Source organism: Actinoplanes sp. DH11 (assembly GCF_020873875.1).
GTDB lineage: Bacteria > Actinomycetota > Actinomycetes > Mycobacteriales > Micromonosporaceae > Actinoplanes.
Map to the genome: position 1 here is coordinate 17732 of NZ_JAHWGU010000040.1, position 23835 is coordinate 41566.

General features: G+C 74.3%; 17 protein-coding genes. 12 read left to right on the top strand and 5 right to left on the bottom strand.

Annotation, left to right across the window (positions count from 1 at the left end):
* Nucleotides 1-98: 98 nt before the first annotated feature.
* Both LPA41_RS36940 and LPA41_RS36945 read right to left on the bottom strand, forming a co-directional pair.
* The gene (locus LPA41_RS36940; RefSeq protein WP_229075936.1) at nucleotides 99-752 is read right to left on the bottom strand and encodes a response regulator transcription factor; all 654 of its coding nucleotides are present in this window, start codon (nucleotides 750-752) and stop codon (nucleotides 99-101) included.
* The gene (locus tag LPA41_RS36945; RefSeq protein ID WP_229075937.1) at nucleotides 740-1993 is read right to left on the bottom strand and encodes a sensor histidine kinase; all 1254 of its coding nucleotides are present in this window, start codon (nucleotides 1991-1993) and stop codon (nucleotides 740-742) included. Before LPA41_RS36945 ends, LPA41_RS36940 begins: the two co-directional genes overlap by 13 nt.
* 243 nt (nucleotides 1994-2236) lie before the next feature.
* Here LPA41_RS36945 and LPA41_RS36950 point away from each other — a divergent pair, with 243 nt between their 5' ends.
* The 7 genes from LPA41_RS36950 to LPA41_RS36980 are packed head-to-tail and all read left to right on the top strand — an operon-like array spanning nucleotide 2237 to nucleotide 11900.
* The gene (locus LPA41_RS36950; RefSeq protein ID WP_229075938.1) at nucleotides 2237-4084 is read left to right on the top strand and encodes a hypothetical protein; all 1848 of its coding nucleotides are present in this window, start codon (nucleotides 2237-2239) and stop codon (nucleotides 4082-4084) included.
* 49 nt (nucleotides 4085-4133) lie between these two features.
* Nucleotides 4134-6848 (top strand): protein kinase, encoded by a 2715-nt coding sequence (locus LPA41_RS36955; protein WP_229075939.1) that lies wholly within the window; start codon nucleotides 4134-4136, stop codon nucleotides 6846-6848.
* A gap of 25 nt (nucleotides 6849-6873) precedes the next feature.
* A complete protein-coding gene (locus tag LPA41_RS36960; protein ID WP_229075940.1) occupies nucleotides 6874-8136 on the top strand; it encodes a hypothetical protein in 1263 nt (420 codons plus the stop codon).
* Entirely contained in the window at nucleotides 8133-9986 is a 1854-nt protein-coding gene (locus LPA41_RS43130) for an AAA family ATPase (RefSeq protein WP_229075941.1), read from the top strand. The genes LPA41_RS36960 and LPA41_RS43130 overlap by 4 nt, the downstream gene beginning before the upstream one ends.
* A complete protein-coding gene (locus tag LPA41_RS36970; protein ID WP_229075942.1) occupies nucleotides 9983-10618 on the top strand; it encodes a 4Fe-4S cluster-binding domain-containing protein in 636 nt (211 codons plus the stop codon). The genes LPA41_RS43130 and LPA41_RS36970 overlap by 4 nt, the downstream gene beginning before the upstream one ends.
* Nucleotides 10606-11163, top strand: a complete 558-nt coding sequence (locus LPA41_RS36975; RefSeq protein ID WP_229075943.1) for an FHA domain-containing protein — start codon at nucleotides 10606-10608, stop codon at nucleotides 11161-11163. The genes LPA41_RS36970 and LPA41_RS36975 overlap by 13 nt, the downstream gene beginning before the upstream one ends.
* Nucleotides 11160-11900 (top strand): PP2C family serine/threonine-protein phosphatase, encoded by a 741-nt coding sequence (locus LPA41_RS36980; RefSeq protein WP_229075944.1) that lies wholly within the window; start codon nucleotides 11160-11162, stop codon nucleotides 11898-11900. Before LPA41_RS36975 ends, LPA41_RS36980 begins: the two co-directional genes overlap by 4 nt.
* Before the next feature lie 153 nt (nucleotides 11901-12053).
* On the opposite strand, the gene LPA41_RS36985 is transcribed toward LPA41_RS36980, so the two are convergent.
* Complete coding sequence (locus tag LPA41_RS36985) at nucleotides 12054-14075, bottom strand: NACHT domain-containing protein (protein WP_229075945.1); 2022 nt, start codon at nucleotides 14073-14075, stop codon at nucleotides 12054-12056.
* Between LPA41_RS36985 and LPA41_RS36990 the strand changes: the two genes are divergently transcribed.
* Genes LPA41_RS36990 through LPA41_RS37000 form a run of 3 tightly spaced genes read left to right on the top strand, consistent with a single transcriptional unit; the run spans nucleotide 14052 to nucleotide 18272 of the window.
* Entirely contained in the window at nucleotides 14052-15464 is a 1413-nt protein-coding gene (locus tag LPA41_RS36990; protein WP_229075946.1) for a CHAT domain-containing protein, read from the top strand. The two genes, LPA41_RS36985 and LPA41_RS36990, sit on opposite strands and share 24 nt — an antisense overlap.
* 13 nt (nucleotides 15465-15477) lie before the next feature.
* Nucleotides 15478-17154 (top strand): CHAT domain-containing protein, encoded by a 1677-nt coding sequence (locus LPA41_RS36995; RefSeq protein ID WP_229075947.1) that lies wholly within the window; start codon nucleotides 15478-15480, stop codon nucleotides 17152-17154.
* A complete protein-coding gene (locus LPA41_RS37000; RefSeq protein ID WP_229075948.1) occupies nucleotides 17151-18272 on the top strand; it encodes a lipase family protein in 1122 nt (373 codons plus the stop codon). The genes LPA41_RS36995 and LPA41_RS37000 overlap by 4 nt, the downstream gene beginning before the upstream one ends.
* On the opposite strand, the gene LPA41_RS37005 is transcribed toward LPA41_RS37000, so the two are convergent.
* Complete coding sequence (locus tag LPA41_RS37005) at nucleotides 18266-19450, bottom strand: IPT/TIG domain-containing protein (protein ID WP_229075949.1); 1185 nt, start codon at nucleotides 19448-19450, stop codon at nucleotides 18266-18268. The genes LPA41_RS37000 and LPA41_RS37005 overlap by 7 nt on opposite strands.
* 346 nt (nucleotides 19451-19796) lie before the next feature.
* Here LPA41_RS37005 and LPA41_RS37010 point away from each other — a divergent pair, with 346 nt between their 5' ends.
* On the top strand, nucleotides 19797-20690 hold the full coding sequence (locus LPA41_RS37010; RefSeq protein ID WP_229075950.1) for a nitroreductase/quinone reductase family protein: 894 nt from the start codon (nucleotides 19797-19799) through the stop codon (nucleotides 20688-20690).
* 640 nt (nucleotides 20691-21330) lie between these two features.
* Here the strand turns inward: LPA41_RS37010 and LPA41_RS37015 are convergent.
* Nucleotides 21331-22986: a DedA family protein gene (locus LPA41_RS37015; RefSeq protein ID WP_229075951.1), complete on the bottom strand. Its 1656-nt coding sequence runs from the start codon at nucleotides 22984-22986 to the stop codon at nucleotides 21331-21333.
* Between the two features lie 81 nt (nucleotides 22987-23067).
* On the opposite strand from LPA41_RS37015, the gene LPA41_RS37020 reads away from it, so the two are divergent.
* Nucleotides 23068-23835, top strand: coding sequence for a nucleotidyltransferase domain-containing protein (locus tag LPA41_RS37020; RefSeq protein ID WP_229075952.1), 768 nt, complete (start codon nucleotides 23068-23070; stop codon nucleotides 23833-23835).

The following is a 23835-nucleotide window of genomic DNA, read 5'->3' on the forward strand; positions in this document are numbered from 1 at the left end:
GGTGCACCGGCTCGCGATGAAAAGGCTAAACCGATCGTGCAATGGTGCGGACTTCGTAAGGGGTCGTCCATTCGGATAACGATTTTGCATGATCGTATTCACGTCGACGGAGGAAGGCGGGTACGGCCGAAACCGTCCTCCTTCGCCCGCTCCCCGTACTGGACCCGGTGAGTGATCGGCCGACCGGCCCGCGCGTACTTCTCCTTGATCCGATCGAGGTACGTCCGCACCGTCCCGGGCGCGATGCCCAGGACCCGGCCGACCGCCTCGAGAGTCATCCCGCTGCCGTACCTGACCAGGACCTCCCGCTCGCGGACGGACAGCTCGGGCCGGCCGGGCCGGGCGTCGCGCCCGAGCCAGAACGCGTGTTCCGTGGTGAGTGGTGTGTCGCCGGCGGCCACCTGGCGGATCACGTCGGCGAGGGTGCTGAGGTTGTTCGCCTTCGGCACGTAGGCCCGGGCGCCCGCCTCGGTGGTGGCGGCGATCCAGACCGGATCCGGGATCACCGACACGATGACGACCACGTGGCCGGCGGCGACGAGCCGCCGCACGTTCTCCGCCGGGTCGGTGAAGTTCTCCAGGTTCAGGTCCAGGATGACGATCTCCGGCCGGCGCGGCATCGCCAGGTACTCCTCGACCGACACGGCCATCGCGGTCAGCGCGATCTCGCGGGACCGGGCGATCCAGGCGGCCATCCCCTCCAGCAGCATCTGGTCGTTGTCGATCGCACCGATCTCGATCACCGTTGCCATGACACCTCCACGACGGTTCCCTGTGCGGGCGCGGAGTCGACGTTCACCCGGCCGCCGACCTCGACGACGCAGTGCCGCAGCTCCCGGATCAGCCCGCGCCCGGGCGCCACCTCGGCCGGCTGGAAGCCGCGCCCGCGGTCCACCACCCGGACCGTCACACCGCCGTCGTCACCGACCGCGGTCAGCCAGGCCTCATCGGTGCCGGCGTGCTTGTCGACGTTTGTCAGCGCCTCCCGCACCGCGTTGGTCAGCATCGACTCCACCTCCTCCGGCAGCTGTTCGCGCAGGTCATGGAACTGGGAGTGGACGTGCAGGCCCAGCGCCTGCTTGTCGCGCACCACCCCGGCCAGCGCGGTGGCCAGGCCGGCGCCCGGCCGGGAACCGGCGGTGACCAGGCCACGCAGGTAGTCGGCGTCGCGCTGGGCCAGCGCGCGGACCTCGTCGGTGCGGTGGTCGAGCCGGCCCCGGGCGATCTTGTGCAGGGTGGACAGGACGGTGTGGTGCAGCCGGTCGTAGTGCTGGGTCCGCTCGTCGAAGCGGGCCTGCGCGGCCGCCTCCCGGGCGCTCGCCTGCCGGGCCGCCTCGCCGGCCGCGTCCAGCTCCCGGGCGTTCTGCCGCAGGTGCCCGGCGACCAGGCCGGCCAGGGCCGCGAAGGCGACGAGTGAGACGGCGTTGTGTGCCACCGCGGCGAGCCGGTCGGGCCCGCCCGGCCCGGCGAGCGCGCCGGCCACCTGACCGGCCAGCAGCAGCGCGGTGGCGGCGGCCGCGACCGGGCGCCCGGTGAGCGCGGCCGCGGTGATGGCGACGCCCATGGCCGGTGGCAGCACCCAGTGCGGCCAGCTCGGCTCGCAGGCCGCCGAGCAGGCGGCCGGGACGAGGACCAGGCCGGCGGCGGCGATCGTCACGTCGGCGAGGATCCAGCGCCGGGCGACCCCGCCCGTGCCGCCCGGCACCGGTTCACCGGCGCCCGGGCCGGCCGTCTGCCGGCCGTCCGGCCCGGGGCCGGAGCGGGTGACGGCGTCGCGCAGCAGGCCGGTGAAGAGCAGGACCGTCCAGGCCACGGCGCCGAGGTAACCGGCCAGCACCAGGGCCGGCCGGTGGTAGACGGCGAGGCCGCCGGTGAGGGGCACGGGCAGCCAGACGCCCAGCTGCACGGCGCGCAGGCAGGCAGTGGCCTTGATCAATAACACGTCGACCCGGACCACTGCCGTACCCGGGGCCCGCCAACCCGATTTCCCCACCGGCTGACAATTGCACGCCGGGGCGCACGGCGACAGTCGGCATATCGGCGGACACCGCTTCAACATCAACTTTGTGCCGCCGAGTTTCCCGGCGTTTCCCATTGACGGACCGAAAGTCGGACTGCAAGGCTGTCGGGGCCCTGGAGCACCTCATTATGCTCCTATTAGCGCTTTGGGCTGCGACAAGTCCGCCGTTCGGATGACTGCATGAATCTATTGGTCGGATCCATTCCCTGCGAACAGGTGGATACGGCGGTCCAGGTCGCTCAAGATCGATTGTCGGCGGCCGGCCGCCGGTCCGCCGCGAACCAGGTCGCCGCGCTGATGGCGCTCTGTGAGGCACTCCAGAGCCGCTTCCTCTGCCGGCGCACCGCCGACGACCTGGACCTGTCGATCGAGGCCGCCGCCGGGGCGCTGAAGCTGGTGCCGCGGGGCCGTCCCGAGCGGCGCGTCGTCACGCTGCGTCTCGCCGGCCTGCTCGCCACGCGTGGTCGTCCCGAGGACGTCGAGGTCGCTCTCGGTAATCTGCGCCGCGAGCAGCGGAGCCTGCGCCCGGACAATCCGGAGCACGCCGTGCTGGACACCATGACCGCGGCGGTGCTGACACCGCAGTACCAGCGGTACCGCCGCGCCGAGGACCTCGCCGAGGCCGTGGACCGCATCGAGCGCGCCCTGCCGGTGATCGACCGGGCGTCCGCAGCGGCCCGGCGCGACCCCCGGCTCACCGAGGCGTATGCCGCGGCCGCCTCGATCGCCCGGTCGGCGCTGGCCGCGCTGCTGGTCAGCCGGGCCGGTGGCGACCACGCCGACACCGGCGACGACGAGCGGATCCACCGGCTGATCGAGCAGGCCCGCCGGATCTCCCCGGACATCGCCCCGGTCGGCGACATGCTGATGCGGACCCACTCGCTGAAATCCTTCGAGGGCAACTCGGCCGAGGAGGCGGCCCGGCTGGCCGCCGGCTTCGAACTGGGCGACGCGCTGCCGTTCCCCGGCACCAACGACGCGCTGGCCTCCGCCGCCCGGGGCGTGCAGGCCGGCGGGCGGTACGGTTCGAGCGGCGACCTGCGCTCCCTCGACGACGCCATCCAGGACTTCGAGGCCGAGATGGATGCGCCCGGCCGGTTCGAGTCCGACCGTCCGTCCCAGCTGGCCAGCCTCGCCATGCTCTACCAGATACGGTCCCGGACCAAGGGAATCTCCGGCGACCCGTCCGCGCCCGCCGACCGCGCACAGGCCGAGATGCTGGCGAACCAGGTGCTCGGGCTCGGCGCCGGCAGCCAGGACGAGGCGCGGGTCGTGCTCGCCAACTGCAAACTCGACGGCTACCGCCCGGACGGCCCCGACCAGCACGTGCTCGACGAGGTCGTCACGCTGCTGCGCCGGGCGATCTCCGGGCAGGCGATGGCACCGCAGCTGCGCCGGGCTACCCGCAGCTCGCTGGCCGAGGCGCTGATCGCCAAGGGTTTCCGGGACGTCGACCTGGCCGCGGTCGACGAGGGGGTCGAGCTGTTCCGGATGATCCGCGACCGGTACACCCCGGGCACCCTGCCGCACGCCCTGGCCGGCTGCCGGCTGGCGGTCGGGCTGCACATGCGGGCCGAGGCCACCGGCGAGACGGAGGACCAGCTGGCCGCGGCCGCCGAGTCGCGCCGGGCGGTCGCCGAGATCTCCGGCAAGAGCCTGATCTGGGCGTACGACGCCGCGGTCCAGTGGGCCGACTTCTCCTGGGGGCGTGAGCGGATGGCGGATGCCGGCGAGGCGTACCTGATCGCCGTCGACGTCCTCAACCGGCTCGTCCGCGCCCAGCTCACCCGGGCCATGAGCGAACTGGTGCTGGCCCGGGCCTCGCACGGGATGCCGGCCCGCGCGGCCTACGCGCTGACCCGCCGGGGCCGGCTCACCGAGGCGGTCGAGGCGCTGGAGGGCGGCCGGGCCGTGCTGCTGTCGGCGGCCCTCGAACGCGACCTCGTCGGTCTCACCGCACCGGAACACGCGCCGGTCCGCGAGCGGTACCTGCGGGCCGTCGAGCGCCTGCGGTCCCTGCAGGACCAGGCCATCCAGGAACAGCTCGCCGTGGAGGGCGCATGAGGGAGCTCGCGAGCTCATGTCAGTGCCGGAACGTAACGGAGGTGACGGCATGAGCGACCACTCGACCCGCCGGGAGGACTCCGGCGCGGGCGCCGACGCGACGACCCGGGACATCCCGCGGCCGGCGGACGCGACGACGCGGGAGTCCCGCGCGGACGCCACGACCAGGGAGCCGCGCGCGGACGCCACGACCAGGGAGTCCCGCGGGGACGCCACGACCCGGGAGTCCCGGCCGCGGGCGGACGCCACCACGCGCGAGAGCCGGCCGCGGGCAGACGCCACCACCAGGGAGGCCGCGGCCGCGCCGGCGACCACGAGGGAGAGCGCCGGCGGCGCGGGCCCGGCGGACGGGGTGCGCGCCGAGGACGCCGGTGGGCTGCCCCAGGCGGTGTTCAGCCGGTACCGCCCGGTGCGCGACCTCGCGACCGGCGGCGAGGCGCACCTGGTGATGCTGGTCAGCGACCGGCAGACCGGCGAGGAGCGCGTCGCGAAGGTCTACCCGACCGCGGTGCGCCCCGCCACCAGCCTGCTCGACGCGCTGCGCAGCGCCGACCCGCGGCACGTGGTCCGGGTCGTCGACTGGGGTGAGGAGGTCCGGGCCTACGGCGCCGCGATGAGCTGGGAGGTCCTCGAGTACGCCCCCGGTGGCTCGCTCGCCGCCCTCGCCCGGGACGCCGGTGGCGCCCTGCCGCCGGAGGTGGTGCGGGTCGTCGTCGAGCAGGTCACCGCCGCACTCGCCTATTTGCACGGCGACCTCCGGCACGGCGCCGCGGTCGGCATGGCGCACCGGGACATCAAGCCGGAGAACATCCTGCTGCGCGACCGGACCCCACTCGACCTGGTGCTCTGCGACTTCGGCCTGGTCGCCGAGCTGCGGGCCACCCGGCGTACCACCGGCCGGGCCGGCACGCCCGCCTACCAGGCGCCGGAGACCTGGTGGCAGAAGAGCCAGGAACCGGAACAGGACTGGTGGTCGCTCGGCGTGGTCGTCGTCGAACTGCTGACCGGCCGCAACCCGAACAGCGGCGTCGGTGGCCGGGCCGCCAACGAGCGTGCCGTCTTCGAGCACATCGCCAAGTACGGCGTCGACCTGGACGGCATCACCGACCCGCAGTGGCGGCTGCTCTGCCAGGGCCTGCTGACCCGGGCCCCGGAGGAGCGCTGGGGCGCCGCCGAGGTGCGCGCCTGGCTGGCCGGTGAACGGCCGGCCGTGCACGACGCCCCGATCGCCGAGCCCGAGCCGGCACCGGCGCAGGTGGCCCCGTTCGAGGTGGCCGGCCGGCTCTGCCGCAGCCCCGAGCAGGTGGGTGCCGCGTTCGCCGAGAACTGGTCGACGGGCATCGCCTTCTTCTCCGTCCGGGAGCGCCAGCTCGACCTCTCCGACTGGTTGCGGGACAACTTCCCGGCCGTCACCCTGCCGGAGAACCTGATGAAGACGAAGGTCAGCGGCCCGGTCGAGGCGGCTGCCCGGCTCACCCGGTTCATCTCCTGGGTGGCGCCGGAGATGCCACCGGTGTACGAGCAGCGCCGCGCCGACGCGACAGGTCTCGCCGCGCTGGCCCAGCAGGCCGCCGCGGGCGATCCGACCGCGACCGGGCTGATCGAGAACGTCGACGTGGGACTGCTGCGGGCGCTGGCCCGGCACCGCTGCCGGATCCACCCGCAGTGCGCCGGCGACCAGCCCGGGTGCACGGTGCTCGCCGAGGCCGCCGACCACTTCGACCAGGTCCGCGCCGACGTGCGGGAGCGGATCAACGACCTGGCCGTACGCCTCGCGGCCGGTGACACGCCGACCGGCTGGCCCGCACCGCCCCGGCAGGCCGAGGTGGACGCGGCGTTGCCGGTGGCGCGGGCGATGGCCGTACGCCTGCTCGTGGACCCGGACCACCGCACCCGCGTCCCCGCCGACCTGCGCAAGCAGAAAGCGCCGAACCGGCGCCCGTGGTGGGCGGCGTTGCGCGCCGAGGCCGCGTCGGGTGCCGGTCTGCGCCCGCTGGCCGCCGCGGCCGTGGCGGTCGCGCTGATCCCGGTCGCCACCGCCGAGACGGCCGCCGAGCAGGCCCGGCAGGCGGCCGTCAAGCAGGAACGGCGCAACGAGCGCGCGGCCCAGGCCGGCACGGCGCCGGCACGCGGGCGCACGGTGCTGCGCAACGCGTGGCGCGACTTCGGGAACCTGATGTACGCGGTGCTGCTCGCCTACCTGCTGACGTTCGCCGCGGCCGCCGCCAACCGGTTCGAGGAGTACGCCCTCGACCAGACCCGGACCGCGGACTACCTGAACTACGTCACCGCCATCCAGACCATGGTCGCGGCGCCGATCCTGGTCGTGCTCGGCTGCCTGCTGATCCGGCCGGCCGAACCGCGCTCCGCGGTGCGCCGGGCCCGCTGGTTCTGCTGGCTGTTCGCGCTCGCGGTGGCAGTGATCGTCCAGGCCGAGCAGGCCGAGTACCGGGCCCTCGTCCGGTTCCCGATCGTCGTGCGCAGCGGCGTGTACGACACCCTGGGCGGCCTCAACCGCCAGATCGGCGACGCCTTCCCGTACGCGGTGGTCGGTGCCCTGATCCTGGCACTTTGGATCGGCCGCCGCCTGGTGAACCGGGCCCTGGGCACCGAGGCCGGACCGGGCGGGCGGGTCGACAGCGCCGTCCGGGCCTGGGTGCTCGTCCTGGTCGCCGTCCTCTACCTGATCCAGCCCCTCTACGTCTGGCAACAGTGGTCGCCGCCGTTCCTGCCGTCGCCCACCGAGGTGTGGTGGCTGTGGTGAGCGCGGCACCGGAAGGAGAACCGGCATGAGCTCGATGACCGGCGCCCGATACGTGGTCGAGACCGCCGCCGAGCGGCTCGCCCGCGAGCAGCGCCAGGAATGGGAGCGCTACGTCGTGGCCCGTGGCGAGGTGGAGGCGCTGCGGGCCGAGGCGCAGGCCTACCGGTCCGTCTACGGCAACCGGATCGCCAAGGTGCCGGCCGGCCGGCAGGCCAAGCCGAAGCAGTCACCGGCCCGGATCGCCGCGGCCACCGCCGAGCTGCGTGAACTGGCCCGCCGGGAACGGGACACGCTGCGCGACGCGGTGAGCGCCGCCTCGCGCAGCGACGTCAGCGGGCTGCTCGCGGCCGGCCCGGCGGTGCCGGACGCCGCCACCGGGGCGCGTGTCTGGGACGACACGGTGGTGGCACCCGCACCGGCCGCGGCGCCGGCCGAGAAGACCGTGCCGGCGGTGGCGGTGCCGGATCGGGCGGCCGAGGAACGTACCCGCCGCAATGCCGAACGCCGTCAGGCCGCCGCCGGGCGCGCCGCCGACCTGGTGTCCCGCCTCCCGGCGGCGACGCCCGCGCAGACCCGTGCGGCCTGCGTGGCGGCTGCCGCCGAGATCGCCGGCGGCGCCTCCGACGGCCGGGCCCGGTTGCTGCTGGTGGATCTGGAGAAGCGGGTACGCGAGGAGCAGCGCGCCGAGGGGGTCGTCGACCGTGCCCGCCGCGAGCTCCAGGCCGTCGCCGCACCGCTGGAGACGGTGACGGGGGAGGAGCCGGACCGGCTGCGCGCCCGCATCGAGCGGCTGGTCGAGCAGCGCGTCACCGAGGTCCCGGACGGGCTGCGCGCCGAAGTGGACGCCGTCGTGGAACGCGCCGACCGGGCCCGCCGCCGCCGTGCCGTGGCGAACGCCCTGCGCACCGAACTCGCCGACCTCGGCTACCAGGTGGCGGAGGGTTTCGAGACCCGGCTCGCCGACGCCGGGGTGGCCTACGCCGGGATGAGCGACGGCCGGGGGTACGGCGTCAAGGTGCTGCTGGACCGGGACGATCCGGTGATCCGTACCCAGGTGGTGCGGGCCCGCAGCACCCACGTGGCCCCTGCCGACGACGTCGGTGCGGAGCGCAAGTTCTGCGACGACTACGACGTGGTGACCCGGCGCATGCGCAAGCAGGGCGTCGAGGTCGCCGAGATGGCCCGGCAGGAACCGGGCCGGCGGCCGGTGCAGGCGGTCGCCGACGAGTTCGTCCCGGTCCGGGCCGCGCACGCCGCCCGGCAGCAGCAGAGGGAGCAGACGCTGTGAACCCCGAACCCGCCGTCGACGCAGAGCCGTTGCCCGCCTGGCTGCGCGAGATCGACCTGGCGCTCTGCGCCCACCCGCAGATCCTGCTCACCGGCAACGTCCGGGACCTCTACCGGCTGCCCGACCCGGCGCATGCCGGCCGGGTGCGTTTCATGGTCCTCACCGACGCGCTGTGGAACGTCACCCAGGCGCGCGGCTACGGCGCCCTGCTCGTCTACTCCACCGGCGTCGGCGTGGAGATCGCCCACCACGTGCCGGAGGGCGGGATGGCCGCGGCGCAGGCGGTGCTGCGCGAGGCCGACGTCGAGGTGGGCCGGCCGCTGCACATGTCGCAGGTCCGTGACCTGGTGACCGCGGTGACCGACCTGGCCCGCCGCCGCGCCGCGAACCCGCCGGTGGCGCTGGTGCTCAGCGACGCCGCCCGGCTCTTCACCGGCGACCTGCAGCTCTCCCCGGAGGAACGGCTCTTCCTGGCCACCGCGGACCGGCTCGCCTACCGGGCCACCCCGGTCGGCAACGGCTACAACACCGTCTTCTGGGTGCTGGACCGCGAGCACGACCTGCCGGCCTGGTTCGCCAGCGGCAACCATACCCTGCGGATCACCGGCATCCCGGAACCGGACCTCACCGCCCGGCTGGAGACCGCGCAGGAGATGGTGCAGGTGCTGCCGGACATGCCCGAGGACCCGGCGGACCGGCACGCCATCGCCCGCCGGTTCGCCGAGGCCAGCCACGGGATGCGGCTGCGCAGCATGCGCGACGTGGTCCGGCTGGCCGGTGCGGCGGGCATCCCCGGCAGCCGGGTCGACGACGCGGTCCGGGCGTTCCGGGTCGGCGTGCCCGACAACCCGTGGCAGAGCGCCGGCCTGCGGGACCGGCTGCGCACCGCGGAGAAGGAACTCGGCGACCGGGTACTGGGGCAGCCGGACGCCGTACGGCGGGTGCTGGACATCCTGGCCCGCTCCGCGACCGGGCTCTCCGGGGCGCACACCGGTGGCCGCAGCAAGCCACGTGGCGTGCTGTTCTTCGCCGGACCCACCGGTGTCGGCAAGACCGAGCTGGCCAAGGCTCTGGCCGAGTTGCTCTTCGGCGACGAGAACGCCTACCTGCGCTTCGACATGTCCGAGTTCTCCGCCGAGCACTCCGAGGCCCGGCTGATCGGCGCGCCGCCCGGCTTCATCGGCCACGACGCGGGCGGCGAGCTGACGAACGGGATCCGGCAGCAGCCGTTCCGGGTGGTCCTCTTCGACGAGATCGAGAAGGCGCACCAGAGACTGCTCGACAAGTTCTTGCAGATCTTGGACGACGGCCGGCTCACCGACGGCCGCGGCGGCACCGTCTACTTCACCGAGGCGCTCATCGTCTTCACCACCAACCTCGGCATCGTGGTGCCCGACGAGGACGGCAAGCCGGTCGAGAACGTCACCGACGAGCAGGAACTGCCGGAGATCGAGGAGAAGGTCCGGCAGTACATCGAAGTCTTCTTCCGGCACCTGATCGGGCGTCCCGAACTGTTCAACCGGGTCGAGCAGAGCATCGTCGTCTTCGACTTCCTGCGCCCGGAGGCCGCCGCGCAGATCGCCGACCGGGCCATCGGCCGGGTCGCCGAGGCGGTGCTGCGCAACTTCGACGCGACCCTGGAGTTCAGCGACACCGCCCGCGAGGAACTGCTGCAGGACGCCACCTACAACCCGCGCAACGGCGGCCGCGGCATCGTCGCCACCATCGAGAGCATCCTGCTCAACCCGCTCGCCCGGGAACTGTTCGCCCGCCCGCCGGTGCCCGGCCAGGTGCTGCGGGTCGAGGCGATCGAACGCCAGGGGCAGAACTACGAGCTGGTGATGGGATGAACCTGCGGCTGGCGCGGCTGCACCACCCGGTCACCACGCTCGGACCGGGCCGCCGGATCGGGATCTGGGTGCAGGGCTGCGGCATCGGCTGCCCGGGCTGCGTCGCCCGGGACACCTGGGTGGCCGGCCCGCAGCACGACATCGCCGTGGCCGACGTCCTGGCCTGGTGCGCGGCACACGCGGACGGCACCACCGGCGTGACGATCACCGGCGGGGAACCGTCCGAGCAGCCGGCGGCGCTGGGTGAACTCGTGCACGGGCTGCGGGCGCTCGACGACGACTGGGACGTCCTCTGCTACACCGGCGTGGAGTGGGACGAGTTCCGGCGGCGCTGCCCGGAGGCGTACCCGGGCATCGACGCTCTGATCACCGGGCCGTTCCGGATCACCGAGCCGACCGACCTGCTGTGGCGCGGCTCGGCCAACCAGCGGCTGATCCCGTGCTCGGAACGGGGCGAGCAGCGGTTCGGCGAATGGGCGAACGCCGAACGTGAGCGACCGGAACTGCAGCTCCAGGTCGACGACGAACGCGTCTGGATGATCGGCATCCCCGGTCGCGGTGACCTGGCCCGGGTCCAGCGTGCGCTGCGCGACCAGGGCATCGAGTTGGAAGGGGTGTCATGGCGACCTTGAGCTGCCCGGTGCACGGCCCGCAGACGGCCGGCGGTTCGATGTGCCCGCAACCGGGGTGCATGGAGTTCCTGGAACCCGAGGTGACGCCGGCGGAACCGGTGTGCCCCGAACCCGGGTGCGGCAACCCGCTGGACCCGGACGGCACCTGCCCGCTGCACAACCTCGGGATGGCGGCGGAGGCGGCGGCCTACGCCGGGCCGGCGGCGGCGCCCGGTGCGGGGCCGGCGGCGCCCGGCGCCCGATTCGAACTGGAGTTCCCGTTCGGCCCGGTCCCGATCGACCGCGGCGAACTGCGGATCGGGCGGTCCGAGGATCTGGGTGCGATCGCCGCGTCGCTGAGCGCGTACGACCGGGTGTCCCGCAAGCACGCCATCGTCTGGGTCGAGGACGGCGCCCTGTTCGTCCGCGACCTCGGCTCCACCAACGGCACCTTCGTCAACGACCGGCAGGTCGAGGACGGGTCCCGCCGACAGCTCCACGAGGGCGACGAGCTGCGGTTCGCGAGCGTGCTACGGGCCCGGGTGCGCCGCGCGGGTGCGGCATGACGGGGGTACGCGTCACCGCACTCACCGGACGCGGTGCGGTCCGTCCCGGCAACCAGGACGCGGTGCTCGCCTTCGACTGGATCAGCCAGGCCACCGAGCCGCGCGTCGTCCAGCTGACCGCCGCCGGACCGCCACCGCTGCTGTTCGCCGTGGCCGACGGGCTCGGCGGCCACAACGCCGGTGACCTGGCCAGCCGCCTGGCCGTCGCCGACCTGGCCGCCCGCCACCCCGGCTGGGACACCGCGGAGGCCGTGCACGCCGGCCTCGTCGCGATCGGCGAAAGCCTGCACCACACCGCCGCCCGCAGCCCGGCCACCGCGGGGATGCGCACCACCGTGGCCGGTCTGCTGCTCACCACGGACGGCGTCTGCGTCTTCAACGTCGGTGACAGCCGGGTCTACCGGGTCACCGACGGCTACCTCGAACAGCTCAGCGTCGACCACGCCTCCGGCCGCTCCACCGTCACGCAGGCCCTCGGCGACCCACCCGCCGACCCGCTCGACCCGTTCGTCCAGCAGTCCGCGCCCGACCCGGCCGGCGCCCGCTACCTGCTCTGCACCGACGGCATCCACGGCGCCCTCGACGACCGCGCCCTGCGCAAGGCCTGCCGCCTCACCGACCCGGCCGACCTGGCCACCACCCTGCGCGACGACACCTTCGCGGCGGGCGCCCCCGACAACCTCTCCCTGCTCGTGATCGACATCGCGGCAGCCACCCCGACGGCCCCCGCCGCGTGAGACCCGAACGCTTCGCCCGGTGGTATCGGTCCGCTGATCCCTTTCAGTCACGCCCACCCGTACGCCTGGCGGAAGCCCTTTCTTCGCTCGCTGATCGGATCCGGCGTGGCGGGGATGCCGGGCCCTTCGTGGCCTGCCGGTTCACCGGGCCGGTCAGGAGGCGCCGGCGTGGGGTTCGCTGAGCAGCCGTTCGCGCAGCAGGGCGTGCCGGAACTGGTAGACCCCGCCGGCCTGGCGCAGCAGCCCCCGCCGGTGCGCGTCCGCCAGAAACGTCATCAGCCGCCAAGGGAGGCGCCCGCGCAGGGCCAGCCAGCCGCGGGCGATCGTGAACCGGCCCCAGGCGGTGAAGAGGACGCTCGTCACGGCGGCCGCGGCGGCGACGGCCAGGCCGGCCGGGGCGCTGATCAGAGCGGCGGCGGTGGCGCCGAGGATGCCGCCGCGGATCACGGCGCGGGTCAGGGCGGTACGCCGGTCGGAGCGCAGCAGCGCGGCCGGGCTCGCCGCGGCTGTCACGTCGGCGGGGACGTCGAGCCACACGTCGAGGGCGCGGGCCGCGGCGATCGCCCCGCACCCGGCCAGCGCGGCGAGCGGCCCGGCGGTGAACCAGAGCGTCGCCGCCAGGGCCGCGCCACCGGTCAGCCAGCCCACCACTCCGACGGTGGGCGGCCCGGTCCGGCCGCGCACCCAGAGACCGCGGGTCCGCCGCCCGGTTCGCAGCCGCGCGGCCGCCGGCACCAGCGGCTGCCGGAGCACGACGAGTGCGGTGGCGGCGCCGCCGAGCACGGCCGTCGCCCCGATCACCCGCGTGCCGGCGCCGAGGGACAAGGCGACGGCCGCGAACGTCGCGGCGCCGATGGCCGCGCCGATGCCGCCGAGCAGCGGCCGGGGCAGCGCGGCGGTCAGCCGCCACCAGGCGATGTCGGCCGGTGCGTGCCCGGCCAGCCAGGACAGGCCGCGCCGGAAGCCGGCCGGCACCGCCCTGTCCAGCAGATGTTTCTCCAGCTCGGCGGCGGTGGGGAAGCGATGGGCGTCGAACATCTCGGCCGGGTCGGCGCCGGTGTCGCTGTAGGCGGCCCGGGCCAGCGACGTCATCAGCGGACTGGACAGCACCCCGGCGACCAGGGCAGCCCGCCCGGCCCCGGCGCCCGCGTCGAGGCCGCCGGCCGAACCAGGAACGGCTCCGGCGGGGCCGCCGGCCGGCCCGGCGGCGAGCCGGCGCAGCACCGGGCCCCAGAGGGTGCTGGGGCCGCCGCCCGGCCGTGCGGTGAGCGTCAGGTACCCGCCCAGGTCGGCGACGGTCAGCGGCTGCAACCGGATCACCGCGGCGCCGGTCAGCACGTCGCCGGCGTGGACCGCCGCCCGGTACGGCTCGGTCCGCGCGGCGACCACGAACCCGGCCGGCTGCGGGAGCGCCGCGTTCAGCGCGAGCAGCGCCGCCGCCTGGGCCGGCCCGGGCAGTTCGTCGAGTCCGTCGAGGACCGGCAGGATCCGGTCGCCGGCGAGCAGCGCGGCCGCGACGGTGCCGAAGCCGGGGTGCGGCGCGGCGAGCGCCGGGTAGTCGGCGGTCAGCCGGTCGGCGAGCCAGCCCGGGAAGTCGCGCTGTTCCGGTTCCCAGGACGTCAGCGGCAGCAGCACCGGGACCGGGTCGTCCGGGTCGCCGGTCGCGATCAGGTCGAGCACCAGCCGGATCAGCAGCACCGACTTGCCGCTGCCGGCGTCGCCGAGCACGACGAGACGCCGCGACGGGATCCGGCGGAACACGCCGGTGATGTCCTCGATGCGTCCGGCCAGGTCGAGGGCGGCGACGCCGGGACCGCCGGCGCGGCGCACGTTGGCCCAGTGGTCCTGCACCCCGGTCGCCGGGTCGGGCAGCGCCCAGCGGACCGGGATCGGCGCCGGGTCCTGCACCCGGCGCAGCCGTTCCTCGGCCCGCCACTGCTCGCGGACCGCTTCGCGCAGCGCCGCCCGGTGCTCGTCGAGGGGGCGGCCGCCGGACGACCCGCGGGTGCGCAGCGCGACGAGCAGCGTCACCGAGCCGAGCACGAAACTTCCCACGCCGGCCACCCGGTCGGCGGTCTCCAGACCGGATTGCCAGATCAGGGTCACGGCGATCGCGAGCAGAGCCGTGACGAGGAACGGAATGAGGGTTCGATGACTTCGAGCGAGCCGCCGCACGTGTCCCATGATGGAGGGTCGACGCTCGCCGCGCCGCCCGCCGAGACCGGGTTCTCCGCGGAGTTGCGGGTCGCGCACACCGAGCTGGCCGACGCGATCGGTGCCATCCAGGCGATTCCCGGCTTCGAGAGCTTCCTCGCGCCGGTCCGTTTCGCCGAGGTGGCGGCCGTCGCCGCTCACCCGCTGGTGTACCTGGTCGCGTCCGAACGTTCCGGCCTGGCCCTGGTGGTGCATGACGGCACGGTGACCGAGGTGCGGCTGCCGGAACTGACCGATCGGCGGGTGCACGACTGGGCCGAGAAGCACCGGGCGACGGTGCCGGCGGCCCGGTCCCGGTCCCGGTCGGCGGCCGCCCGGGGCGCCTGGACCCGGCATCTGGCCGGGCTCACCGACTGGCTGTGGGACGCGGTCGGCGGCCCGCTGCTGGCGGAACTGCCGCTCACCTCCGCCGCGGGGCCGGAGCAGCGGCGGATCACCCTGGTGCCGGCCGGTCTCACCGCGATGCTGCCGGTGCACGCCGCCCGCCGCACCGACGCGACCCGGCCGTCCGGTCACCGCTACCTGATCGACGAGGTGGTGCCGGCGTACACGCCGAACGCCCGGGCTCTCGCCGCGGCCCGTGACCTGGCCGCCACGGTCGTCCCGCGCCGCCTGCTCGCGGTCACCGACCCGGAGGCGGCGGACCTGCGACTGCCGCACGCGCGGTGGGAGGGCGCGGCCGCCGCGGCGGCCTTCGCGGACAACGAGATCCTGGTGGGGGCGGAGGCAACCTTCGAGGGCGTACGGGCGAAGCTCCCTGCCACCGACGTCGCCCACTTCGGCTGTCACGGCGTCGCCGACCCGGAACCGTTGCAGAGCGCCGTGCGGCTGGCCGGTGGGGCGTCGCTGCGGCTGGCCGACGTCCTGCCGATGCGGTTGCGGCTGCGGCTGGCCGTACTCTCCGCCTGCGACACCTTCGTCCCCGGCCGCACCCTGCCGGACGAGGTGATCAACCTGCCGACCGGGCTGCTCCAGGCGGGGGTGGCCGGGGTGGTGGCGTCGATGTGGGCGATCGACGACCACGCGACGGCCGTGCTGATGACCGAGTTCTACCACCGCTGGATGCCCGCGCTCGACCCGTCGGCCGGACCGTCTCCGGCGGATCCGGCGGCGGGCGGGCACCCGGTGGATCCGGCGGTCGCGCTGGCCGGGGCACAGCGCTGGCTGCGCGACGCCACCCCGGCCGACGTCGAGGACCGCTGGGCGGCCGCGCTGGAGGCCGGCGAGCCGTGGCTGCCCGAGGAGGTGGCCGCCGCCCTGCTGCCCGGCGTCTTCGCGGCCGGCGACGCCACCGATCGGCCCTGGCGCGATCCCGCCCTCTGGGCCGCCTTCACCTTCACCGGCGCGTAGGGAGGACACCCGGATGAGCCCCGACGAGAAGGCTCTGAGGCTGATCGCCGAGCAGGCCCGGGACCGGCTGCCCGGGTTGCTGGCGGATCCCGGTCAGGCCGGCCGGATCGCCGGCCTGCTCACCGACGCGCTGGCCAAGCGTCCGGGTCCGCTCGCGCAGCTCGCCCTGCACCGGGCCCTGCGCGCCGACCCCGCCCTGGAACGGTGGGCGCGGGCGGAGATCCGCACCGTGGAGAGCCGGTTGCGCGCCGAACCCGGCACCGCGCCGCCCGCCCGGTACCTGACCACGTCGTTGCCGGGCCGGTCCCGGGGCGCCAAGCGGCTGGCGTTGCACGCCGCGATCACCCTCGACGGCGGCCCGGGCAGTGTGCCGGTCCGGCCGTTCCCGATCCCGCCGTCCGGGGTGGACGTGCTGATCTCGGTCGCCTCGGAGACCCTGCTGATCGAGAACGACGAGGTGCAGCGGGTCCGGGTCCGGCCGGACACCGACTCGGAGACCGTGCTGTTCGTGCTCGCCGCACCGGCCGCCGGGCGGCACGAGGTCCGGGTCCGGGCGTTCCTGGCCGACGGCGGTGGCGAGGTGAGCGCGATGACCCGTACCGTCGTGGTCGATCCCGCCGGACCGACCGAGGCGCCGCGCACGCTGACCGCCCGGATGGACCACCTCGCCGCCGCCGAGCCGGGCGGCGTCACCCTCCAGATCGACCGCTCCGCGCGCGGCCTGGCCTTCCGGGTGATCGGCGCGGACCTGCCAGCGGTGTCCGCCGCCGCCGCACCGCCCGGCATGATCCGCGACATCCTGCGTGACGCGCACCAGATGGCGACCGGCCGCACCACCTTCACGCCGGGCCGCGCCCGCCGGCGGATGGCGGACTGGGGGATCACGCTGTGGGACCTGGTGCCACCGGCGGTCCGGGAGGAGGTGACCGCCCGGCTGACCCGGCCCGGCGTCACCGGCCTGACCCTCAGCACCGACGTGGGCACGGTCCCGTGGGAGCTGCTCACCGACCCGGCCGGCGACGGTTTCCTGGTCGACCGGATGCCCCTGGTCCGGCAGACCGGCACGCGCCCGGCGGCCCGGTCGCTCACGCTCGCCGACCCGGTCTTCGTGGTCGGCAGCAACCCGCCGCCGGCCGCGGAGGACGAGATCCGCAAGGTGTACCGGCTGCTCGTCGACCCCGGTGAGCCGGACCGCGCGGGCACGCAGGAACGACTCGTCGCCCGGATCGACGCGGGCGACTTCAACCTGCTGCACCTGGCCTGTCACCAGGCGCAGCCGGAGGACGGCCGGGGCGGCGGGGTGCAGATGAGCGACGGACCGTTCCAGCCGGTGGCGCTCGCCAAGGCGGTGCGCGGGGTGGCGCTGGACCGCCGGTGCCCGCTGGTCTTCTTCAACGCCTGCCGCAGCCTGGACGGCGGCTCCTACGACACGCTGATGGGCGGCTGGGCGGACCGGTTCCTGCGGGCCGGTGCCGGTGCGTTCGTCGGGTCGTCGTGGGCGGTGCGGTCGGACACGGCCGGGGTGTTCGCGGTCGCCTTCTACGAGGCGTTCGTCGGCGGGCTGCCGCTGGGCCAGGCGTCGCTGGCGGCCCGCCGCGCGGTGGCCGGGGACGAGTCGGATCCGACCGGGCTGGCGTACGCCGTCTACGGCGACCCGGCCGCGGTCGTCACGCCCGGAGGTGAGTGGTGAGTTCCCGGCCGGTGTTCGTGGTGCACGGCATCAGCAACCGCAGCCGATCGCTCATCGAGGAGCGGGTGACCGCGCTGCGGGAGGCGTCGCTCGGGCGGTGGCGGATGTACCCGACGTACTGGGGTGACCTGGGCGCGGCCGACCTCGGTGTCGAACTGGTGATGCCGGAGTCGCGGGGCGGTCGGCCCGTTCGCGGCGACCTGCCGCCCGGCGAGGTCCGGGGCCCGGACCTGCCGCCCGGGGCCGGTGACGGCTTGGTGTTCGTGCTCGACGCGGTCGCCGCGCGACTGGACGCCCCGCCGGACCACGAGGTGCGTGGCGCGGTCCCGCCACACGTCGCCGACGAGGCCCGGGCCGCGATCGCCGAGTTCTGGCCGGAGACCGGGCGGTTGCGCGACACCGGCGATCCGGCTCTGCTCACCGAGGTGGCCGCTGCCCTGGCCGCCGCGGTCGTGGACGAACTGGCCGAGGACGAGCACGCGGTCCGCGACCCGGGCCGGATCCGCCGCGTCATCGGCCGCCGGTTGCCCGAACTGGACCGGGTAGCGGGGGCAGCGCTCGCCTCGGCCGGCGAACGGTTCTACACCTGGTTCCGCACCCGGCACGCCGAGTACGTGGCCCGGACGCTCGGCGACATCCTGGTCTACCAGCGGCACGGCGAGCAGATCCGGGAACGCGTCCGGCAGGAGATCCGGGCCGCGGTGCCGGGTGCCGGTGAGACCGCGGCGACCGCCGTGCACCTGGTCGGGCACAGCCTCGGCGCGGTGATCGCGCTGGACCTGGCGCTGGACCCGGAGCGGCCGGTGCACACCGCCGGCCTGGTCACGTTCGGCTGCCAGTGGCCGCTGTTCCACATCGTCGACCCACGGGAGCGGGTCGGGGCGTACCGCGGGGAGCGGCTTCCCCTGCCGGACACCATCGCCCGCTGGACCAATCTGTGGCACCCGCTCGACCCGCTCGGGTTCGTTGCCGGCCGGATCTTCGACGGGCCGCAGGACGTCCGGGTGGAGCACCTGCTCTCCGAGCAGTTGTACGCGCACTCCGTCTACTGGACCCGCCCGGAGCTGGTGGACGCCCTGTTCGGCACGTTCGGTGAGGAGAGTCCGACGGCTCAGTAGGGTCCGACCACGAAGACCGCGCCGCTGCTGATGATCGACGGGTTCGGGCTGGCCGCGCCCGGCGCCCCGTCCGCCACCAGGGTGAGGATGTAGGCGCCGTCCGGCACCCCCGTCAGGTTGACGTCGCAGACCAGCTCGTTGTCGCTGACCACCACCGCCACCAGGCACTCGGCGACGCCACGGTTGCTGTTGGAGTCGTAGGCCCCGGCCACCAGGAACACGTGCGCCTGGCTGCTCGTCGGGTTGGGGACGCCACTGGTGTCGACGTTCAGCTGGGAGAAGCCCGCCCCCGTCACGTCCAGGGTGACGGTCTCACCGGCCGTGGCCGTGTTCGGCGAGACGCTTATCGCGTTGGTGTAGGCGAACGGGATCGGGGTGTCCGCCGTGTTCGGGTCGTTGTCGGGGTCGAGGCTGCTCACCGTGCCGCCCGGCGTCACCACCGTCACGTCGAGTCCGGCCGCCGGCGCCCGCGGCCCGGTGGTCGCGGTGAAGCTGTTGCCGTTGCCGGAGACCCGGATGCTGGTGAGTGGGGCGCCGCCGATCGAGCCGGTCAGCGCGACCGGGTTCGCCGTGAAGCCGGTGCCGTTCACCGTGATCGTCTGCCCGCCGCCGGCCGCGCTGCTGGCCGGCAGGATCGACGTGATGGTCGGCCGCAGCGCGATCGTGTAGGCGGCCGTGCCCAGCAGGGAACCGGTGGTCGGGTTCAGGGTGTCGTAGACGCAGACGCTCCACTTGGCCTGCACCTGCGAACCGGCGAGCACCAGGCCGGTCGTGTTCACGGCCGGGTCGCGGGTGGAGGGGCCGGTCGGTACCTGGAAGACGATCTTCCACGCGGTGATCCGTTTGACCTTGCCGCTGTCCACGGTCAGCACGCCGGCCGTGGCGGTCGTGCCGGTGGCGGCGATCGCCGTCTCCGGCCGGGCCGTCGTGTTGCAGCCGGTGGACCCGGTGCCGACGTACTGGAACTGAACCACCGGCGTGGTCCCCGCGGGGAAGGGCGCGGGCAGCGTGCCGGTGGAGACCGAGGCGAGCAGGGTGCCACCGCCGCCGCTGGGCCCGTACGTCTTGCTCAGCGTGAGCGACACGGCCGCCGCCGAGGCCGGCGCGCTGAGGCCGGCCAGGACCAGCAGGACGGCGGCGGCGGAGGCCAGGGCGGAACGGCGGATGGTGCGCTTCATGGGTACGCGTCTTCCTGCGCTCGGGCGGCTTTTCAGGGCGGCTTTCAGGGCAGCGTAACGTGAGGATTGCTCCGGATTTGTGCGTTCCGGCGACCCGGTCCCGCCCGGGCGTTGCGGCCCCCGGTGCCGGGCGGATATGGTGGCTGCGCGCCCCGTATGGGCCTACGCCGGAGGTAGTGGCTTCACTGTTGAGAGATCGGCACAGATCCGTCTCTTCGCCCACCCCGATGCTGATTTCCCGCTGACCGCCCGACGGCGGTGCGTCGTGGTGTCCTCCGGTTCGCTGTGCCCTGACCTCCCACTGTGCTGCCCTGCTCCGGTCCGACAACCGGATCGAAGGGAACGCATGACCGACACAGGCTTCGACTTCACCACCTTCCAGCGCCAGGTGATCGACGAATTCCGCGCCAACGGCGGGCGGGTGGGCGGCCCGTTCCAGGGGTCCGCACTCGCGCTGCTCACCACCGTCGGCGCCCGCACCGGCAAGCCCCGGACCAGCCCGCTCGCCTACCTGGTGATCGACGGGGTGCCGGTGGTGGTGGCGTCCGCGATGGGTGCGGACAAGAACCCGGACTGGTACCACAACATCCGCCAGCACCCGATCGTGACCGTCGAGACGGGCACCGAGACGTTCCAGGCGGTCGCGGAGGCGCCGGCCGGCCCCGTACGCGATGCGCTCTTCGCCAAGGTCGTCGCCCGGGAGCCCGGCTTCGCGGACTACCAGAAGAAGACCACCCGTCCCATCCCGGTCGTCACGCTGACCCGGCTCGACCCCGCACACGCCCGCGGCCTCGGCGACTTCCTGGTGACCGCCCACGACGGGCTCCGCGCCGAACTCGCCGCCCTCCGCAGGCAGGCCGACGACCTGATCGCGGACGGTGCCGGTTCATCACGGTCCGCCCTGGTCCACCAGCTGCACGCCCACTGCCGGGAGTTCTGCGCCGCCGTCGAGCAGCACCACACCGGCGAGGACCGCGGCGCCTTCCCCATGCTGGCGCGCCGCTTCCCCGCACTCACACCGGTCCTCGAACGCCTCGGCGAGGACCACGCCACGGTCGCCCGCTTGCAGCGCGAGCTGCGCACCCTCGTCGACTCCTACGACCCGGCACACACCGACCCGGCCCGCCTGCGCACCGACCTGGCCGAGCTGACGGACCGGTTGGAGAGCCACTTCCGGTACGAGGAACAGATGGCGGTGGGCCCCCTCAACACCCTCGGCCCCGCACCGGACTTCGGCTGATCCCCGCCGCGGGAGGGCCGGGTCGGCCCTCCCGCCGACCCCTCGCGGCACCCACAGCCCCAGCCGTGCCTCACCCGCGCCGCCCCCAGCCGTGCCTCACCCGCGCCGCTCCCAGCCGTGCCTCACCCGCGCCGCTCCCAGCCGTGCCTTACCTGCGCCGCCCCCAGCCGTGCCTTACCCGCGCCGCCCCCAGACGCGCCGTGCCTCACCCGCGCCGCCCAGCCGATGCCGCCCGCTCAGCAACCCCGCGTCCCCGGTTTGGCCCGGTGGTGCCGGGCGCGCTGGCCCTGGCGAGATGTTGATCTGCTAGCGATGCGAAATCGCGGTTTCAACCCCTTGATCACAGCGATTTCGCATCGCTAGCAGATCAACACCGTCGCGCCGCCCCAACGCAGCCGGCCTGAGCTACTGATCCAGGGACGGCAACGGAGTCGACGGCCAGCAAGCACCACGCCACACTCGAATGCCGCGCCCACATCCTGCGCACCCCAGCCTTCCACCTCACAAACCGGCAGAAGCGCTCCGAAAAGGGCCATAGGGACATCCCCGACGGTCTCTAGGGCACGAGCGCGACGGCCTCATGGGCGCGCCGCACCCGGACGAACCTCAAGGTCCGCGCCGGGCCAGGAGGGTGTCGTGACTACGCGGCTCGGCTCGCGGTGGCTGCGGCCATCGGTCGGTGCATTGGTTCCGGTGGCCTCGAGATGGTGACCGTTTCTGGTCGGCCGGCGCGGTGGGTGCCGGCCGGGGTGGACGTCCGGCCGGACCAGAAGGCCGCGTTGAGGGCTGCCCAGGCGACGCCGAGGAGGACGGCGGCCACGGTTTCGCTGGTGCGGCTCCAGCCCAGGTAGATCCAGGAGCCGGCGCAGAGCGTCACCACCGTGGCGGCGACCGTCCAGACGGCGACCTGCCGGCGCCAGGGCAGGCCGCGGGCGACGATCCAGGCGAGCAGGCCGGCTGCGGCGGCCACCTGGGCGGTCTGTCCGGCGGACATGGTGGCCAGGGCCATCGCGGTGGCGTCGACGGGCAACCGGCCGTCGAACTCGTCGGGGGTGGGGAAGACGAGGGTCTGCGTGGTCTGCCAGCCGGGCGGTACGGCCAGCGCCAGCACCGTGGCCAGGACCGCGGCGGGCAGGACCGGAGCCAGGGCCTCCAGCAGGCCGGCCCAGCCCAGCCGGACGGCCGCGGAGCCGAGCCCGAGCCCGCGCCGCCGCGCCGCCGGCGACTGCCGTGCTCCGGCCGGCTGCCGTGCTCCGGCCGGCTGCCGTGCCCCGGATGACTGCCGTGCGCCGGGGGACTGCCGTGCCTCGGACAACTGCCGTGCTCCGGACAGCAACCGGCGGATGAGGGCGACCACGGCGGCCAGGGCGATCAGGACGGCGGGGACGATGGTAGTGGCGGTCTCCAGGGCGAACAGGTAGCCGTCCGACGTCCACTGCGACCGTGTCCACCGTGCCACGGCGTCGTCGGTGGCGGCGAGGCCGCTGAAGCGGACCACGGCGGGGACTGCCGGCACCAGCAGGACGGCCACGACGACGAGGGATCCCAGGCTCAGCAATGCCAATGCGGCGGGGTGCGACCGGCTGCCCTCGAGCCTGCGGAACGGGGTGAATCTGCGCAGCGTTACGGCGGCTGCGCGTACCATGTCCGGGTTTTGGCCTGACCACCGTCCCGCAAGGATAAGTCCGAGAATGATTATCGTGAGCGCGGCCAGGGCGCCTGCCGCGCGCCCGGCGCGTGCCGCGAGAAGGTCGTAGCTCGCCCCTGCCGCGTAGCTCGCGCCCACCATCCACCAGGCCCAGAGCATCGCCGCCGGTGTGTGCCAGGCGAGGAAGCGCTTGCGGGGTACGCCTTGGCGCGCGGCCAGCCGGGGCATGAGGGTACGAGCGCCGACCACCCACTGTCCGAGAAAGACCGCCCGGCCGCCGTGCCGCACGAAGAGCCGCCCGGCCCGGTCCGCATGCCTGGCGAACCGCCCGGGCGGCCCGGAGCGACGAGGCCGCGCGAGCCGTCCGAGCCGTCCAAATCGCCCGAGTCGCCCGGAGCCCGAAGGTCGCCCGGTGCGGGATCCGGCCAGATAGGCCAGGTTCCCGCCCAGGACGGCAGCCGCCGCGCCGACCGCGAGAGCCGGCAGTACCGCCACCACCCCGGCGTTCGCCAGGAGCCCCATCGCGACGAGCGCGGTGGCCGCGGGCAGGACGAGACCGGCGAGCAGGGCGGTCTCCAGCGTGACGAGCGCGGCCACCGCCAGGTAGACCGCGACGGGTGGCAGGCCGCCGAGCAGATTCTCGATCACCCGGTCGACGCTAGGGGGTTGGACTGGGGCGGGGGATCGGTGAAGCTCCTTAGGACATCCACCGATATCACCGGAGGCACGATGCAACCGACGCTGCGCCGCCTGGACGAACTCGCCGCCCTGCTCGCCGGCCGGGACGACGTCGTCGCCGTTCTCGCCCTGGGGTCGGCCGGCGCGCAGCGGGGGCGGCTGGATGAGCACTCCGACCTGGACTTCTTCCTGGTCGTGGACGAGAAGGCGCGGTGGCGGTACGCGGAACGGATCGACTGGCTGGAAGCGCCGTGCCCGATTCTGTTCAGCTTCGCCCATGAGCGGAACGGGCGTAAGGCGCTGTACGAGGACGGTGTCTTCGCGGAGTACGTCGTGGTGACCCCGGCGGAGTTGCCCCGCATCCCGTTCGCGGGGGCGCGGGTGGTGTGGCGGCGGGCGGACGCGCCGCCGGGGCTCACCGAGTCGCAGGCGCCGGTGCCGCGCACGGCGTACGACACCGTGGAGTTCCACCTGAACGAGGCGCTCACCAACCTCTATGTCGGTCTGCGCCGGGAGTTGCGTGGCGAGCGGTTGAGCGCGTCCCGGTTCATTCAGTCGCACGCGGTGGACCGGGTGGTGTCGCTGCTGCGGCTGAGCAGTGGCGAGGTGCCGTACCGGGATGTGTTCGACCCGGCCCGGCGGGTGGAGCGGGCGTACGCGGCCGACGTGCTGCCGCTGGCCGAGATGGTGCCGGGTTATGCGCACAACGTCGCGGCCGCGCGCGCCGTCTTCGGGTGGCTGACCCATCGGTACCCGGTGCACCCGGGGATCGGTGCGGCGATCCGGGCGTTGCTGACCCGTTCGGGGGATTATTCCTGA